This is a genomic window from Halolamina pelagica, assembly GCF_001307315.1.
Lineage (GTDB): Archaea > Halobacteriota > Halobacteria > Halobacteriales > Haloferacaceae > Halolamina > Halolamina pelagica_B.
Genome location: NZ_LGUC01000001.1, coordinates 2,011,101 through 2,026,118, shown reverse-complemented (window position 1 = coordinate 2,026,118; position 15,018 = coordinate 2,011,101). Strand labels below are relative to the sequence as shown.

Genomic DNA, 15,018 nt, shown 5'->3' with positions numbered 1-15,018 from the left:
ACGTGCCACAAGGGAGACGTTCAAACCGCCGCCCCGCCAACCTCGGTCCATGACCGACGTTCCGCTCGAACACGTCCACCGTGAACCCGACAGCGACGCCGACGCCGCCCTGTTCGTCTTGCACGGTCGCGGCGCCGACGAGAAAGACCTCCTCCCGGTCGCCCAGCGACTCCCGGGCGACCGCCACGTGATCAGCTTCCGCGCGCCGGACCGCCTGCAGGGCGGCTACACCTGGTACGACCTCGACCTCTCGGCCGGCGGCCTCGAGTCGAGCCAGCCCGACCCCGAAGGGTTCCGTCGTAGCCTCGATCTCGTCGCCGAATCCGTCGCCGCCGCCGTCGACGCCTACGGCCTCGACCCCGACGCCCTCGGTCTGCTGGGGTTCAGTCAGGGCGCGATCACCAGCCTCTCGCTCGTGCTCGAGCAGCCGGACACGTTCGCGTGGGTCGCGGCCCACCACGGCTACCTCGCCGAGTCCCACGCCGGCCGTTCGCCCGAGGGGATCGCCGGCAAGCCCGTCTTCGTCGGCGCCGGCGCGGCCGACCAGATCATCCCCGCGAGCCGTTGTGAGGCGGCCGCCGACGGGATGCGGGAGGCGGGCGCCGACGTGACCTTCGAAACGTTCGCGGGCGGGCACGGGATCACCCCGGACGAACTCGAGGCCGTCTCCGCGTTCGTCGAGCAGTACGACTAACTCTCGGTCGCTGTCGCGTTCTCCGTCGGTGTCGCTGTCCCCGTGGTGGTGCCGGTCGCGGTCGCGTTCCGTGCCTCGGGTAGCCACGCCGGCGCCGTCACGTCGACGTCCTCGAACTGGTAGTCGAGTGCGAACCGGACCTGCTCGCGCTCGCCGTCGTCGTCGCGGTCGGGCAGCGTGTAGCTCGCCCGGATCGTCGTAATCACGCCTCGGTCGGAGACGATCAGCAGTGCCTCGTACTCCTCGACTTCTTCCGGCAAGGCGGCCGGCGTCTCGCCGTCGATCTCCACTCGGTACGTCGGACAGTCGGTGTCGTACTCGATCGCGCACGTGACGACGGCGTCGGCGCCGAGGAAGTAGCGGTAAAGGTACGTTTCGACGCCGGCGTCGATCTCCGTCGCCGGGTACGCCCCGAGGTCGTAGCGTGCGTAGCGCGTCTCGTTCGGGAAGCTGATCCGGCGGAACACGCCGTCGCCGCCGGCGTAGTTCTCGTCCACGACCCGGCTCGTGCCGTTATCGGTCGGGTGAACGATCAGTGTCCGTCGCTGGTACTGGGTCGCATTCGCGATCCGTGCCGTCGCGTTCCGGACCGTGGTGGCGTCCGCGGTCGACGTGAGCTCCCACGACACGGTCCGCGAGCGGTTCCTGACGCCCGCGACGTGGGCCTCGGCCAGCGCAACCGGATCGACGACGCCCGCTCGCGTGACGCCGGGGCTGAGCCCAGGCATCGCAGTTGCTGTCGGGCTCTCGGCGTCGATCGCGCCCCCGGCAGCCTCGTCCGGTGTCACGTTGGCTGCCGTGATCGGCGACGGGCCCGGATCCCCCCAACCTGTGAGCGGCGGGCCGGCGACGACGACGCCGAGGAGTGCGACCGCGAGCACCGCGACGATCGCCCGGCGATGTTCCCCGATCGCGGGGAGCCGGCCCGCACTCTGTCGACTACGGTCGACCCGGTTCCGTCGCTGTCGACCGACCGCTGGAGGGGTGATCGATCCACTCCGTGTAGAGCCGTGCGGCAGTGTCGCGATCGATCCCGTACAGCAGCAGGTCGCGCAGTTCTGCGGGCGGCACGTACGCGACACCGGCGTCCGCGGCGGCGTCGCGGACGGCCGCACGATCGCGTGCGGTGACGAGCACGTCGACGCCGTCCAGATCCGGCGTGCCGAACCGACCCGGGTCGACGACGCGGATGCGGCGTCGTTCGTCCTCCTGCTCGGCGACGACGGTGTCGGCCTCCACGGTTGTCTCCCAGCCGCGAGCGTCCCAGAGCGCGGCGACGAACGCGGTCCGGTCGCTCGCGGATCGGCCCCGGAACTCGCTGGCGAACGTACCGACGGAAACCGGCGGCATTGGTGGGTACTCGGCTGACGACCGCAAAAGGGCACCGGCGACGGCGCGCCCGCCGCCTCAGAGCCCGGGCACGAACGCGACCGCGCCGACCGTCTCGAGCACCATCCAGCAGAGAAACACCACGTAGGCGCCGAGCAACACCGGCGCCTCGCGGTCGGAGAGATGGAGGTCCGTCCGGAGCGTCGTGAACAGCAGCACCGTCGCGACGACGAGGAACGCCATCATCGGCACCGCGAGGCCGTAGTTCACCACGGCGCCGCCGGCGAGCACGATCCCCGCCGGCACAGCCACCAGGAGGTCGAACACGTTGCTCCCGAGCACGTTCCCGAGGCTGGTGACGCCACGGCCTTTCCGCGCGGCGCGGATCGACACCAACGTGTCCGGGAGCGAGGTGGCGGCGGCGACGACGGTGAGCCCCCAGACCGCCTCGGGGATGCCGAACGCCGCCGCGAACACGTCGGCGCCGTAGACGAACCCCTCGACGGCCGCGAGCACGAGCGCGAGGCTGAGCAGGAGTGAGCCCCACTGGCGCCGCACGTTCACCGACTTCGACAGCGGTTCGGCGACGTACTCGACGGTGTCGGCGTACTGGATGAACACGTACAGGCCGTAGAGGGCGATCGGGAGCATCCCGAGCCACGGCGGGATGTGCGCGACCAGCCGGCCGCTCTCGTGGGGTAGTAGATGACGCCGAGCGAGAACACGAGCAGTAACGCCGCGACGGAGAGCATGTAGAACAGCGCCTCCTTGTACACCACGTCGCGGTTGGCGTTCAGTTCGTCCTCGGACAGTAGCGCGGAGAGGCCGGGTATCACGAGCACGTTGAACACCGCCGAACCGACGACGGCGCCGATACCGAGGTCGAACGTGTCGTGGATCACCACCGACAGCACGGCGATTGAGAGCTCGGGGAAACTCGAGCCGATCGCGGCGACCACCGATCCCTGTATCACGGGAGGCAGGCCGTAGTGGCCGGAGAGCTGGTTGCTGGCCTCCTCCAGCATATCCGACCCCTGCCAGACGACGGCCGTCGCCACGAGGGTCACGACGGTCGCGAGCAACACCGACATAGAGGGGCGTTCAAACGGCCCCCTCAAAACGGCACCGTCCGAGGCCGTGGCGCGATGGCGATCAGGTGTCCCCCAGCGATTGCCTGCCGCGATCGGTGAAACGGCCCGCGGCAATTGTCTGCCGCGATCGGTGAAGCGGCCCGCGGCAATTGTCTGCCGCGATCAGTGAAACGGCCCGGGCCCCCGTTCAGCCGCGGTCGGTAGCCCTAAACGCGCGCACTCCCAAATCGAGATCATGAGCGTTGCCAAGACCGTCGAGGACCTCGGTGCCGAACTCGGCGAGCGGATCGCCGCCACCGACGAGTACGAGCGCTTCGAGGAAGCCAAGCGAGCTGTCGAGGAGAGCGAGGAGGCCCAGCAGCGGATCTCGGAGTTCGACTCGCTCCGCGCCGAGCTCACTACGGCCCGCCAGACCGGCGAGGCCGACCAGGCGCTCGTCGACGAGGTCCGGCAGGCCCAGCACGAACTCCACTCGCTCCCGGAGATGGCCGAGTACCTCGAGGCCGAAGAGGAGCTTCAGGCCCGGCTGCAGGCGGTGAACAACGCGATCTCTTCGGAGCTCGTCATCGACTTCGGCGGCGAGGCCGGCGGCTGCTGTCGAGACTAACACTGGACGCCGCGGCGCGGTCGGGGGCGGCCGGCCTCCGGCCGAGAGTTCTTCACTGATCACGCGACCAGTAGCCCCATGCTCGCGATCGCCGGTGGCAAAGGCGGTGTTGGAAAGACGACCACGTCGCTCGGCCTGGCCGCCGCGCTCCCCGACCGCCCCCTCGTCGTCGACGCCGACCGGGACATGCCCGACTTACACGCGCTCGCTCGCGTTCCCCGCGCGGGGCGAGCCGAGGCCACAATCGACGCCCCCCACTGGCCGACGAGCACGACTGTCGCGTTCTCCCCGTTCCCAGTGGCGCGCTCCCGCCTGCAGAGCAGCGCTTGGCAGCAGTCCGGGCGGACTGGGAGGAAGCCGGCACCGACCGGCCGGCAGTACTGATCGACACGCCAGCGGGCGCCGGCGTCGACGCCGCGACGCCGCTACGGGTCGCCGACGGCGTCGTGGTAGTCAGCACGGCCTGTGCGCCGGCGCTCCGGGACGCCGCGAAGACGGCGGCGATGGCTCGGGCAGTCGACACGCCCGTCGTCGGCGCCGTCCTGACCCAAACGACCGTCCGCCCACCGAACGCGGCCGATCTGCTGGGCTGTCCAGTGCTCGCCACTGTCCCGGCCGTCGACGACCGTCCGCTTTACACGCGGTCGGTTCGAACGAGCTACGAGCGAGCCGCGGCCGCGCTCCTCGACCGCGACGTTGTGGCCGACTGATAACTGCGCGGAACGCTTTTGGCCCCAACACCAGTAACAGCCATCATGGCTCGGCGGCTCTCGACCGGTATCGACGTCCTCGACAGGGAGCTCGAGGGGGTCTGCCAGCGGGCTCTATCGTGCTGCTCTCCGCAGAGCCCGCTAGCCAGTCGGAGCTGTTCCTCTACGAACTCACGGCCGCGCGGCCGACGCTGTATCTGACGACTGTCCGGTCCGATCAGGCCGTTATCGACGGGATCGAGCGGACGAACACCCGTACCGGCGATCCGAACGTCCGCGACGTGGGCGGCGACGCGCCGCTGGACAAGGCGAACCGCCTGATCGGCACGCTCCCGGAGGGCGCGACGTTGATCATCGACGTGGTCGACAGCCTGGAGCGCTACGACCGGGCCCGCTTCCGGCGCTTCCTCAACGAGCTCCAGACGGTGATGGTGAACACGGGGGCCTCGCGATCCTCCACGGGCTGAACGGCGTCGACGTGCCGGACAACCGCGACGTGACCGCCCACGTCGCGGATGTCGTGTTCGACCTGCAGACGACCATCACCAACGCGGAGATCGAGAACCGCCTCGTCGTCCCCAAGTTCCGCGGCGGCAAGGCGCTGGCCGAACCGATCAAGCTCCGCCTGGCCGAGAGCGTCAACATCGACACCTCGCGGGACATCGCCTGACGCCCACGCACCGATTCCGGCTCTAGTTCCCCGCTCTTAGTTCTCACCGCAGCCGACGACGCCGCGACGACTCGCCTGAAACAGCGCCTCGGCCGTGACGATCGGTTGGCCGTCCGCCTCCGTCGTGACCGTCCAGCGTTCGCTCCCGTCCGTGACCGCTCGCGCAGTCAGGCCTCCCTCGCCGTCCTGGAACACGACTGCGTCGCCGGCGACCGTGGGCGTCCCCACCCGCCCGTCGTCGACCTGGTGTCGCCACGCCTCCGCCCCACCTTGGTCGATCGCGTACAGGCGGTCGCCCGCAGGGATGAACACGTGTTCGTCACTGATCGCGATGGCCTGTGGGTCGGGCTCCGGCACGGTGACTGTCCAGCGCTGCTCCCCTGCAGTGTCGAACGCCCTCACCGTGCTGTAGCTCCGAACCACGACGAGGTCGTCTGCCACCACTGGCCCCCCGGTCACGGCGCCTGTCGTGACGCGCCAGCGCTCCGCGCCGCTGTCAGCGTCGAGGGCGACAAGCCCCGTGTTCCCCGACTGCGAACCGAGATACAGCGTTCCGTCGTGGACGGCCCCGGCGGTCGCGAACGATCGCCCCCCTCGCCGGCGTCGATCCGGCGAGTCCAGCGGACCGTCCCCGCCAGTGTGCCGATGGCGTGGACGCGGCCGCTCCAGTCGCCCACGTAGACGACGCCCTCGGCGACGGTCGGCGGTGCCGTGAGCCGGGATCCAACGTCGTAGAGCCACTGTTCCTCGCCGTATCGCGGGTGGAAACAGACGAGACGCCCGCCTTTCACCGACCGCTTCGCGCCGACGACGATTCGGTCCGCGCTCACGGCGGGGGCGCCGTTTGGCTCCACGCGGAGTGGAACCTGCCAGCGAACGCCGCCGTCGCGGGCCGACAGTGCGTACAGCCGATAGCGTGAGCGTGCCGTCTCGGTGACTGCGTCGGCGGGAACGTACAGCTCCCCGTCGGCCAGCGACGGCGTTCCGACCCCGCGTACGTCGTCGAACTCGGTCCGCCAGGCGGTGGCTGGCTCTGTGGGGCCGTCGTCGACCCGGCGCGTATGGCCGGCGTCCCGGCCGTCCATGCGCCACTCGCCGTCGACCGGCCCGAGTTCGTACGAGTTCGACTCGAGCGTGAGACAGCCAGAAAGGGCTACACTGGCTCCGAGAGCCCCAAGCAGACGCCGCCGCGTGGTGGAGGGCATACACCCCACTCCCGTCGGTGGCAAGTTGAATCCTGTGGCGGCGTATTCTGTATTGCGAATAACGATTTACAAGTCGCCGTTGCACCACTCCCACGAGCCAACCGCAGACGGTCAGGGGCACAAGTCGAGCTCAAACCGACCGTTACGTCCTTCCGCAGTCGGCCCAACACCCCGACACATGCCTCGCCGACAGGCCGAAGCGCCCGCGATCGACGTGCGCGACCTGACGGTCCGGTTCGACGACGTCTGCGCGCTCGATTCGGTGTCACTGTCGGTCGACCCCGGCGAGTTCGTCACGGTCGTCGGCCCCTCGGGCTGTGGAAAGACCACGCTGCTGCGCAGCGTCGGCGGGCTCCAGTCGCCGACGGCTGGCGAGGTCCGCGTCGGCGGCGACGACCCCGAGTCTGCCCAGGACGCGGGTGATCTCGGCTTCGTCTTCCAGTCTCACACCCTGTTTCCGTGGAAAACCGCACTGGAGAACGTCACGTTCCTGCGAACACTCGCCGGCCGGGAGCCGGAACGCGACCGGGCTCGCGAGCGCCTCGTGGCCGCAGGACTCGGCGACGTCGTCGATGCCTCCCCGCGGGAGCTCTCCGGCGGGATGTGCCAGCGCGTGGCCATCGTTCGAGCCATGCATCTCGGGGCGTCGACGCTCCTGATGGACGAGCCGTTCGGGGAGCTCGACGAGCTGACGCGGTACGACATGGCGGCCTCGGTGCTCGATAGCTGGCGCGACTCCGACCGGACGGTGCTGTTCGTGACCCACAGCGTCCCCGAGGCCGTGTTGCTGGGGGACAGAGTGATCGTGATGGCCGACAGCCCCGGCCGGATCGTCGATAGCGTGTCGGTCTCACTCGCTCGACCGCGAGCGGAGGCGACGATGGACAGTACCGCGTTCACTGAACAGGTCGCCGGCATCAGGCAGATACTCAGACGGCATCGCACCACTCTGGCGGATCGATGAACCCCGTTCGGCCTCCCGAGTGGGGGTACTCGGTCGCGGCGCTCGTCGGCGCCGTCGTGCTCTGGGCCGGGTTCGTGAGCCTGTTCGACGTGCCGGCGTACCTGCTTCCCCACCCCCTCGAGGTGGGGCGTCGCCTCCTCGGCAATCCGGGACTGTACGCCGACGCCGCGCTCGCGACGACGGTGAAAGTCATCGTCGGCGGCGCCACGGGTACGCTGGCGGGGTTCCTCCTCGGCGTCGCCGTCGGCGAGGTGCCGCCGCTCTGGCGAGCGGTCTCGCCGTACCTGATCGCGGCGCGCGTGCTCCCGGTGGTCGCGATCGCCCCGTTGCTGCTGATCTACTTCGGCACCGGTTTCGCCACCGGAGTCGGCTTCGTGGCGTTGATGGTGCTGTTTCCGATGGCTGTCAGCACCGCCGCAGGCTTCCGGCAGACTCCCCAGGCGGCGCTGGACCTCGCGGCGTCCGTCGACGCCCCGCGGCACCGTGTGCTGCTGGCGATCCGGCTTCCCTACGCGGCCCCCGACGTGATCGGCGGCCTCCGACAGTCGGCGACGCTGGCCGTGGTCGGCGCGGTGCTCGCGGAGTGGTTCGTCGCCGACAGCGGCCTCGGCTACCTGATCCTCGTCGCCGCCGAGAACGTCCGCCCGGACGTTCTGCTCGCCGCGCTGTCTGTCGTGTTCCTCGTCGGGTTCTCGCTCTACGGCGCCGTCGGCCTGCTCGGGGCGCGGTTCCGCCGTGCAGGTGGCTGATCAGTCCCTGACTCCCCACCGACGGGTAACCGCTCGCTCTAGGACCGCCGCGACGCCGTAGCACGTCACCCCGAAGGCGGCGATGCCGAGGAGGTACGCGAACAGTTCGGCCGTCCGGACGAACCTCCCTGCCTCCCAAACACCGGCGCCGAGCCCGCTCTGAAGCGTGAGGAGTTCGGCGACGACGGTGCCGGTGACTGCGAGCGCGGCACCGAGCTTCACGCCCGCGAACACACTAGGGAGCGCTGCCGGCACGCGAACGGCACGGAACGCCTGCCACTCCGACGCGCCGATTGACGCTAGCAACTCGAGGTACGCCGGCGGCGGCGACGCGAGCCCGTCGATGGAGGCGACGGTGACGGGGAACGTCGTCATCAGCGAGACGAGCAGGATCCGGACCGGAACCCCCGTCCCGAACCAGAGCAACACCAGCGGTGCCACGGCGGTCAGCGGCGCGATCCGGACCCCGACGACCGCGGGCTCGACGATCGCCCGCCCCGGGGTTGAGCCGACGGCAACGAACGCCAGCCCCAGGCCGACCGCCGTCCCGAGCGCGAGCCCGCCGATCGCCGTGACCCCCGAAACCGCGACCGCGCGGCCGAACGTCGCTGGCTCGGCTAGCACGGTGTCGACGACGGCCGACGGGGTGGGGAGCAGGATCGGCGGCGTCGCCGCCGCGGCGACGGCCCACAGCCCCAGGAGGACCACCGACAGGCCCACCGGCGGCCCCAGTCGTTCGGCCAGCCCGGGGCGAGCGGTCATCCGCCGATCACGACACTTCTTCGGCGTACCCACCGACGTACTCGTCGTCGGTGTCGAGGTACTCGTTCGTCCAGACGGCGGCGGGATCGGCGACCTCCCCCGAGTCAGCCGCCCGGAGCGCGTCGGCGACGGTGGTCCAGGGATCGGACTCGTGCCAGCCCCAGCCGTGCGATTCGACTGCCGGTCCGACGACGTGACTCTCGGCCATCCGCTCCCACGTGGCTCGGGTCTGTTCGCGGACCTCGGCGAGGCTCTCGTTCGCCTCGACGACGGCGTCGACGCCGGCTTCCGGGTTGTTCGTCGCCCAGGCGGCGCCGCGGGCGGTTCCGCGGAGGAAGGCACGGACCGTTTCGGGGTTCGCCGCGGCGTAGTCGGGCGCGGTCGCGAGCAGGTGGCCGTACGCCGGGACTGCCGACGCCACCTGCAAGCTGTCGACCGTCGCCCCTTGATACCGGGCGTCGATAGCGTCACCGAACACCCCGCCTGCGGCGTCGACATCGCCCTCGAGCAGGCGCTGGACGGTGTTGTAGCCGGCGTCGACGAGCTCGACCTCCTCCCGGACGCCGACCGCTTCGAGGTACAGTTCGGTCAGCTTCCGCACCATCCCCGGGCCGGTACCGATCCGGGTGCCGGCGAGCTGTTGGGGGTCGTCCAGCGGCTCGCCCAGCGACTCCCGCGTCGCGAACACGACCGTCGGGGTTCGCTGCATCATGACTCCGACAGAGGAGACGGCGACGCCGCCACCGTTGGTCAGCAGCACCTGATCGCTGCTCGTCACTGCAAACGTCGCGTTACCCAATCCCGCCTGTCGGGCGGCGAAATCCGACCCGTCGCCGCCGCGGATCTCCGAGACCGTGATCCCTTCGTCCTCGTAGAACCCCTGTGCTCTGGCAGCGTAGTAGGGGACGTGGAGGCCGTTGGGCGTCCAGTTCAACAGGAGGCTCACGCTGTCGGCGCTGCTCGGGAGGCCGACACAGCCGGCGGTGAGGGCGCCAGCACCGAGCGAGGCGAGGACCGAGCGTCGGCTCCGTGACACGGGCGCTATCGCGGCCCCGTCGGAAATAAACGTAGCGGATGGGTCATAGGCTCGTGGTAACGCCTAACAGGAACTCTCGCGCCCGATTTCGGCCGATTCGGGGCTCCGGGAACGGAACCGATAAACGGGTCACAGCCCTACTACGAGATTGTGAACGTACCTGACAGCGCGAGCCGACGGTCCATCCTCCGAACGATCGGTGCCGGCGCCGTCGCGACCTCAGTGGTCGCTGGCACAGCGAGCGCACAGCAGTCCGAGACGACCACCGACGGCGAGACCCACGAGGTCAGCATGGTCTCGAGCGACGACGGTGAGTACTACTTCGACCCCATCGGCCTCCACGTCCAGCCGGGGGACACGATCCGGTGGACGATCGAGAGCGGCTCCCACAACGTCGTCTCCTACGACGACCGCATCCCCGAGGGCGCCGACACGTTCGACACCGAAGTCATCAGCGAAGGCTCCCACGAGATGACCTTCTCGACGGAAGGCACGTACGACTACTACTGCATGCCCCACCAGGCGCTGGGCATGGTCGGCCGATTCGTCGTCGGCGAACCGGGCGGGCCGGCCGTGGGGAGTAGCCCCGAACACGGCGACCTGCCCGAATCGAGTGCGATCGTCGAGCAGGGATCGATCTCGTACGACGCCTTCACGGGTAGCGACGGGACGGCGACGCCGGAAAGCACGCCGACGGCCACCGCCACCGCGACCGCCACCGACGAGGCGGACGAGACCACCGAGGCCAGCGGCCCCGGGTTCACTGCGACCGGGGCCCTGTCGGCCATCGGCGCCGGCGCGCTGCTGCGTGCCTACCGCAACCGCGACAAGTAATCCCCACACGGGGCGCCTCGGCGATTTTTGACGACGATTCAGAGGGCAGTGAGCTGACTGGCCACCCCTGCGTTCGATATCGCGAAATACTGTTTACACGTCGTCGTTCAGTCGAAGCGGTAGACGTGTGAGAGGTACGTTTCCCGAACCTGGTCGCCCCAGTTGTGGGTGTACGTGTCGATCACGTCGCTGGCCACGTCCCCGCGGAGGTACTTCACGACGCCTCTATCCCCGGTTCTGTCGCGGAGGTGGGTGGTGAAGAAGTGCCGGAAGTAGTGGGGCGTGACGTTCTCTCCGGCGCCGGCGCCGGTCTCGTACCAGCCCATCTCCTCGGCGTAGCCGCGGACGTAGTGTCGCACGGCGCGTGCAGAGAGCCGCTCGCCCCAGTCGTTGGCCGTCGAGACGAACAACGGGTCGGCGTCGCTCGGCGTGTCCGGGCGGATCGCCAGCCAGCGCCGGAGCGATCGTCGAAGTTCATCGTCGACGGGTATCACCGTCGACCGCTTGCGCTTGTTCGACTCCGCACGTACCTCGCCGTTGTAGGAGTCGCCGCGTGCGGGCGCGCTGTCGACGTAGACGGCGTCGCCGCGACCGTCCAACTGTGGCCGGCCGTCGAGATCGTACCCCTCAAGGCCGGGAGCTGCCAGCCGCAGGTCCCGACAATCGAGGTTACAGAGTTCGCCAACGCGCATCCCGGTTTTCAACAGTGTCAGCACCACGGCGTGGTGGAGCGGGTGACGGATCCGGCCGAGAAACGCCCCCATCGTCGCGACGTCCACGTCGCGCCGTTCGGGGTCTTTTTCGATCGACTCGTCCATCTCCTCCATCACCAACGCCATGGGGTTCTCGTCGAACGCCCCGACCTGGTTCATGTAGTCGTAGAACCGGTTGACGGTGGTCGCGTACGTCGCCACCGTGCTCGGTGAGAGCTCGTCCCGGAGCGAGTGGACCCACGCGAGGCAGTCGCGGTGGCCGGCTGCGCCGACGTCGACGCCGCGATCGTCGAGGAAGGCTGCAAACCCCCTGAGCACCCGTTCGTACGCGTCACGGGTTCGCTCGGCCCGGCCGTGCATCTCCATGTCCTCGAGGTAGTAGTCGACGGGGTCGCTCAGTCCGGGGCCGACCTGGCTACTCGCCATCGAGGACGTACCCCCTTTCCGGCCGCTGTAGCGGATGTCGTCGGACTCCTGTGTGATCCGGTCGAGCCGGTCTTCGAAGTCGCCGAGCACGGCGTCGACCAGCTCGTCCCAGTCGACTGCGTCGTTCGCCGAGAGCGTCTCGTGGACACGGGCTTCGAGGGCGTCACCCCTGGGGTCGGCGTCCGGAGAATGGGCTTCCCCGGGGTTACTCGATCCGGCGGACTCGTTGGCCGTTTCGAAGCCGCTACGGCCCGCCTGGACCATCGTCCTGACGAACTCGCTCTGGCTCATCCCGAGTTCGTCGGCGGCCTCGCGCCACGCCGCTCGCTGGTGGGCTGGGACTCGCGTCTTGACTTGGACCGTCTCGCTATCGGCGTCTGCGCCCATGGGTCGTGGCTCAGTCGCGGGCTACAAGAACGTACCGGACCAGAGGATTAGGGCACTAATCTCCTAGTTCGGTACCGAGCACTGCGGAAAGACCAGTACCGGTCTCGTACATCTCCAAATATTGGTCCCGTAAATGTCGATTACTGGTTTCTTAGCTGCTGGTCCCGTTAGCGTCGATTACTGTGTGAGCTCGAACGGCGGTTCGGCGTCTGCCGGAAGCGGGTTCTCGTAGCCGTCGACGTCCGCTTCGAACTCGGCGCGAGCCGCGGCCAGTCGCTGTTCGTCAGTAAGTAGATCCAGCGTCGCGCCGGCGAGCAACTTCGCGGCGTAGGGGACGGCGGTCCGGCCGAAGTCACCGTTGGCGACGACGGCCTGCCAGGAGTGTCCGGGGGTGCCGAGCGCCCACGTCGTCGCTCGGAACTGTGCGGTCGGCGCGATCTGACTGACCTCGCCGACGTCGGTCGAGCCGCTGCCGGTCTCGCCGTCGTCGAAGGCGTCCATCGGGTCACCGTACAGCGCGGCGTCGGCGGCAGCGTCGTCGTGTGGGGGTTCGAACTCCGAGAGGCTGTCTTCGAGTGCCCCCTCGGGGAACGTCTCTTGCAGTTGGCCCGCGAGTTCGCGCTCGTCGCTGTCGAACTCGACCGGTCCCAGTTCGGCCATGTTCTCCCGTAACGTGTCGGCGATGACGCCGTTGGAGACGAGGCGGTGACAGCCCGTGTAGTAGCGTTCGGTCACGTCCGTCCGGGTCATCGTCGCCGCGCCGTCGGCGATCTCGCGCAGCCACGCTGTCACGCGGTCGACGCCCTCGCGGGTGGGCGCGCGTACGAAGTACCAGACCGATGCTTCGGCCGGCACGACGTTGGGCGCGTTGCCGCCTTCCTGGACGTTGTAGTGGACGCGGACCTCCTCGGGGACGTGCTCACGCATGTACTCGACGCCAGTGTTCAGCAGTTGGACGGCGTCGAGGGCGCTCCGACCGGACTCCGGCGCGGCGGCGGCGTGGGCGCTCTCGCCCTCGAACGTGAACGAAAGCGAGTCCAGGGCGAGTGAACTCCCACGCTGAGGTGCGGTGTGGTCGCTGGGGTGCCACGTCAGGGCCGCGTCGAGGTCGTCGAAGACGCCGTCCCGAGCCATGAACGTCTTGCCGACCAGCGTCTCCTCGGCCGGGCAGCCGTAGAACCGCACCTCGCCGGCGGCGTCTCCCCGCTCGAGCGCGCGGGCAACGGCGATCGCGGCGCCGACGCCCGCCGTGCCGAAGAGGTTGTGGCCACAGCCGTGCCCCGGGCCGCCGGCCTCGATCGGCTCACGCTCCGCGCTGACGGCCTGTGAGAGTCCCGGCAGCGCGTCGTACTCCCCCAGGATCCCGATCGTCGGCCCGTCGCCGGCTTCGTAGCTCGCGACGAACGCGGTGGGCATGTCGCCGACGCCGGCCTCGATCTCGAACCCCGCTTCGCTGAGGGTATCGCGGAGCAGCCGACTCGCTCGTTCCTCGTGGAGGCCCAGCTCCGGGTGCTCCCACTGCTCGACGGCGAGTTCGTCCATCCGTTCGGCCAGATCGTCGACGTCCGCGAACAGTCGTTGTTTCACGGCCCCAGGGCAGGCTGGCGTTGGCTTAACTCCTCGCCCGCCGGTGAGTGGGGCCTGTTTCGACGGTCTCGCGGTGTCGTTGCCACACCTTGTACATCATATAGCGCTATATCGAAAATCCTCGGTCGGCCCGGCCCAGTTTCACCACGCGGACCGCCGGCGCTGGCGAGCAACTGGTCCGACCGGCTGCACTCTCGGTGGTCTCACGCGACCGATATCCCCCGAAGCTAACCCGCCCGCTACCGAACGCCGCGGTATGGCCGAAGACACGGACTCCGGCGGTAACGAGCACACAGTGAGAGTCATCGGGGCGCCGACGGACTACGGGCAGGACCGCCGTGGCGTCGACATGGGGCCGTCGGCGATTCGCTACGGCGGCCTGAGTGACGGACTGGCAGAGGCCGGCGTGACGACTGCTGACAGCGGGGATCTCCTCGTCCCGCGGGCCGAAGAGCGAGACCCGGACTACCGGACACCGAGTGCGGGGAAAGCACGGTTCCTCAGGGAGACCGAAGACGTCTGTAGTCGGCTCGCCGACGAGGTGCAGGAGTCGCTAGCGACGGGGCACACGCCGCTGGTCCTGGGTGGCGACCACTCGATCGCCATCGGCACCGTCTCGGGCGCCGCCGCGGAGGCGGATATCGGCGCCGTCTGGTTCGACGCCCACGGCGACCTGAACACGCCGACGACGACGCCATCCGGCAACGTCCACGGGATGCCGCTTGCGGCGCTGTTGGGTATCGAAGAGTGGGAGGGCGTCGACTGGGCGAACGCCCCGAGTCTCGCCCCGGGAAACGTCGCGATCGTGGGGCTGCGATCCCTGGACGACGCCGAGCGCGAGATCCTGCAGGACAGCCAGATCAGCGCCTACACCATGTCCGAGATCGATGATCGAGGACTGGCCGCCGTCGTCGAGGACGCCCTCGCGGTCGCGAGCGACGGCACGGAGGGGTACCACGTCAGCCTCGACCTCGACTGGCTCGATCCGACGATCGCGCCCGGCGTCGGGACCCCGGTGCGCGGTGGCGTCGACTACCGGGAGGCCCACCACGCGATGGAGCAGGTCGCCGACGACGGCGGCATGCGATCGATGGAACTCGTCGAAGTCAACCCGACGCTCGACGAGCACAACGAGACCGCCGAGCTCGCGGTCGAACTCGCGGCGAGTGCGTTCGGGAAGCGGATCCTCTGAACTATCCACGTTCGTGTATTTCTGTGTCGATTGGGACAGCAACGTTTACACTCCCGTGCTCA

At 69.2% G+C, this 15,018-nt stretch carries 18 protein-coding genes and 2 pseudogenes; 9 read left to right on the top strand and 11 right to left on the bottom strand.

The annotated features are described in order from the left end of the window. Positions 1 to 49: 49 nt before the first annotated feature. On the top strand, positions 50 to 694 hold the full coding sequence (locus tag SY89_RS10515; protein WP_054584180.1) for an alpha/beta hydrolase: 645 nt from the start codon (positions 50 to 52) through the stop codon (positions 692 to 694). Here the strand turns inward: SY89_RS10515 and SY89_RS10510 are convergent. Genes SY89_RS10510 through SY89_RS19645 form a run of 4 tightly spaced genes read right to left on the bottom strand, consistent with a single transcriptional unit; the run spans position 691 to position 3,114 of the window. After that, complete coding sequence (locus SY89_RS10510; RefSeq protein ID WP_054584179.1) at positions 691 to 1,575, bottom strand: hypothetical protein; 885 nt, start codon at positions 1,573 to 1,575, stop codon at positions 691 to 693. The genes SY89_RS10515 and SY89_RS10510 overlap by 4 nt on opposite strands. Positions 1,576 to 1,633: 58 nt before the next feature. Continuing rightward, the gene (locus SY89_RS10505) at positions 1,634 to 2,044 is read right to left on the bottom strand and encodes a hypothetical protein (RefSeq protein ID WP_054584178.1); all 411 of its coding nucleotides are present in this window, start codon (positions 2,042 to 2,044) and stop codon (positions 1,634 to 1,636) included. A 57-nt stretch (positions 2,045 to 2,101) separates the two neighbouring features. Further along, positions 2,102 to 2,674, bottom strand: a complete 573-nt coding sequence (locus SY89_RS19650; RefSeq protein ID WP_394325739.1) for a sodium:calcium antiporter — start codon at positions 2,672 to 2,674, stop codon at positions 2,102 to 2,104. Next, positions 2,584 to 3,114 (bottom strand): sodium:calcium antiporter, encoded by a 531-nt coding sequence (locus SY89_RS19645; RefSeq protein ID WP_394325738.1) that lies wholly within the window; start codon positions 3,112 to 3,114, stop codon positions 2,584 to 2,586. The genes SY89_RS19650 and SY89_RS19645 overlap by 91 nt, the downstream gene beginning before the upstream one ends. A 235-nt stretch (positions 3,115 to 3,349) precedes the next feature. Here SY89_RS19645 and SY89_RS10495 point away from each other — a divergent pair, with 235 nt between their 5' ends. From SY89_RS10495 to SY89_RS10485, 4 genes and pseudogenes are all read left to right on the top strand, one after another. Next, on the top strand, positions 3,350 to 3,721 hold the full coding sequence (locus tag SY89_RS10495) for a YlbF/YmcA family competence regulator (protein ID WP_054584177.1): 372 nt from the start codon (positions 3,350 to 3,352) through the stop codon (positions 3,719 to 3,721). Positions 3,722 to 3,799: 78 nt separating this feature from the next. After that, entirely contained in the window at positions 3,800 to 4,105 is a 306-nt protein-coding gene (locus SY89_RS18555) for a nucleotide-binding protein (RefSeq protein ID WP_080506674.1), read from the top strand. Next, entirely contained in the window at positions 4,048 to 4,431 is a 384-nt protein-coding gene (locus SY89_RS18550) for a hypothetical protein (protein WP_080506673.1), read from the top strand. The genes SY89_RS18555 and SY89_RS18550 overlap by 58 nt, the downstream gene beginning before the upstream one ends. 45 nt (positions 4,432 to 4,476) lie before the next feature. Further along, positions 4,477 to 5,101, top strand: a pseudogene (locus tag SY89_RS10485) (RAD55 family ATPase). Between the two features lie 36 nt (positions 5,102 to 5,137). Here the strand turns inward: SY89_RS10485 and SY89_RS18545 are convergent. After that, positions 5,138 to 5,650, bottom strand: coding sequence for an outer membrane protein assembly factor BamB family protein (locus SY89_RS18545; protein WP_239685659.1), 513 nt, complete (start codon positions 5,648 to 5,650; stop codon positions 5,138 to 5,140). Continuing rightward, entirely contained in the window at positions 5,557 to 6,186 is a 630-nt protein-coding gene (locus SY89_RS18540) for an outer membrane protein assembly factor BamB family protein (protein ID WP_239685597.1), read from the bottom strand. Before SY89_RS18540 ends, SY89_RS18545 begins: the two co-directional genes overlap by 94 nt. 298 nt (positions 6,187 to 6,484) lie before the next feature. Between SY89_RS18540 and SY89_RS10475 the strand changes: the two genes are divergently transcribed. Both SY89_RS10475 and SY89_RS10470 read left to right on the top strand, forming a co-directional pair. Beyond that, complete coding sequence (locus SY89_RS10475) at positions 6,485 to 7,270, top strand: ABC transporter ATP-binding protein (RefSeq protein WP_054584176.1); 786 nt, start codon at positions 6,485 to 6,487, stop codon at positions 7,268 to 7,270. Continuing rightward, on the top strand, positions 7,267 to 8,019 hold the full coding sequence (locus tag SY89_RS10470; protein WP_054584175.1) for an ABC transporter permease: 753 nt from the start codon (positions 7,267 to 7,269) through the stop codon (positions 8,017 to 8,019). Before SY89_RS10475 ends, SY89_RS10470 begins: the two co-directional genes overlap by 4 nt. On the opposite strand, the gene SY89_RS10465 is transcribed toward SY89_RS10470, so the two are convergent. Both SY89_RS10465 and SY89_RS10460 read right to left on the bottom strand, forming a co-directional pair. Further along, entirely contained in the window at positions 8,020 to 8,781 is a 762-nt protein-coding gene (locus SY89_RS10465; protein WP_054584174.1) for an ABC transporter permease, read from the bottom strand. Positions 8,782 to 8,788: 7 nt separating this feature from the next. Continuing rightward, positions 8,789 to 9,817, bottom strand: a complete 1,029-nt coding sequence (locus tag SY89_RS10460; RefSeq protein ID WP_054584173.1) for an ABC transporter substrate-binding protein — start codon at positions 9,815 to 9,817, stop codon at positions 8,789 to 8,791. 150 nt (positions 9,818 to 9,967) lie between these two features. On the opposite strand from SY89_RS10460, the gene SY89_RS17730 reads away from it, so the two are divergent. After that, the gene (locus tag SY89_RS17730) at positions 9,968 to 10,651 is read left to right on the top strand and encodes a plastocyanin/azurin family copper-binding protein (protein ID WP_204374449.1); all 684 of its coding nucleotides are present in this window, start codon (positions 9,968 to 9,970) and stop codon (positions 10,649 to 10,651) included. A gap of 107 nt (positions 10,652 to 10,758) precedes the next feature. Here SY89_RS17730 and SY89_RS10450 read toward each other — a convergent pair whose 3' ends face one another. The 3 genes and pseudogenes from SY89_RS10450 to SY89_RS10445 all read right to left on the bottom strand — a co-directional run bounded on the left by SY89_RS10450 (position 10,759) and on the right by SY89_RS10445 (position 13,719). Beyond that, positions 10,759 to 11,790: a tyrosine-type recombinase/integrase gene (locus tag SY89_RS10450; protein ID WP_054584707.1), complete on the bottom strand. Its 1,032-nt coding sequence runs from the start codon at positions 11,788 to 11,790 to the stop codon at positions 10,759 to 10,761. Positions 11,791 to 11,811: 21 nt separating this feature from the next. Beyond that, positions 11,812 to 12,054 (bottom strand): annotated as a pseudogene (locus SY89_RS19640) (DUF5805 domain-containing protein); the annotation flags it as partial. A gap of 300 nt (positions 12,055 to 12,354) precedes the next feature. Continuing rightward, the gene (locus SY89_RS10445) at positions 12,355 to 13,719 is read right to left on the bottom strand and encodes an amidohydrolase (protein WP_054584706.1); all 1,365 of its coding nucleotides are present in this window, start codon (positions 13,717 to 13,719) and stop codon (positions 12,355 to 12,357) included. Between the two features lie 301 nt (positions 13,720 to 14,020). On the opposite strand from SY89_RS10445, the gene rocF reads away from it, so the two are divergent. Beyond that, the gene (gene rocF / locus SY89_RS10440; protein ID WP_054584172.1) at positions 14,021 to 14,956 is read left to right on the top strand and encodes an arginase; all 936 of its coding nucleotides are present in this window, start codon (positions 14,021 to 14,023) and stop codon (positions 14,954 to 14,956) included. The last annotated feature ends 62 nt before the right edge of the window (positions 14,957 to 15,018 follow it).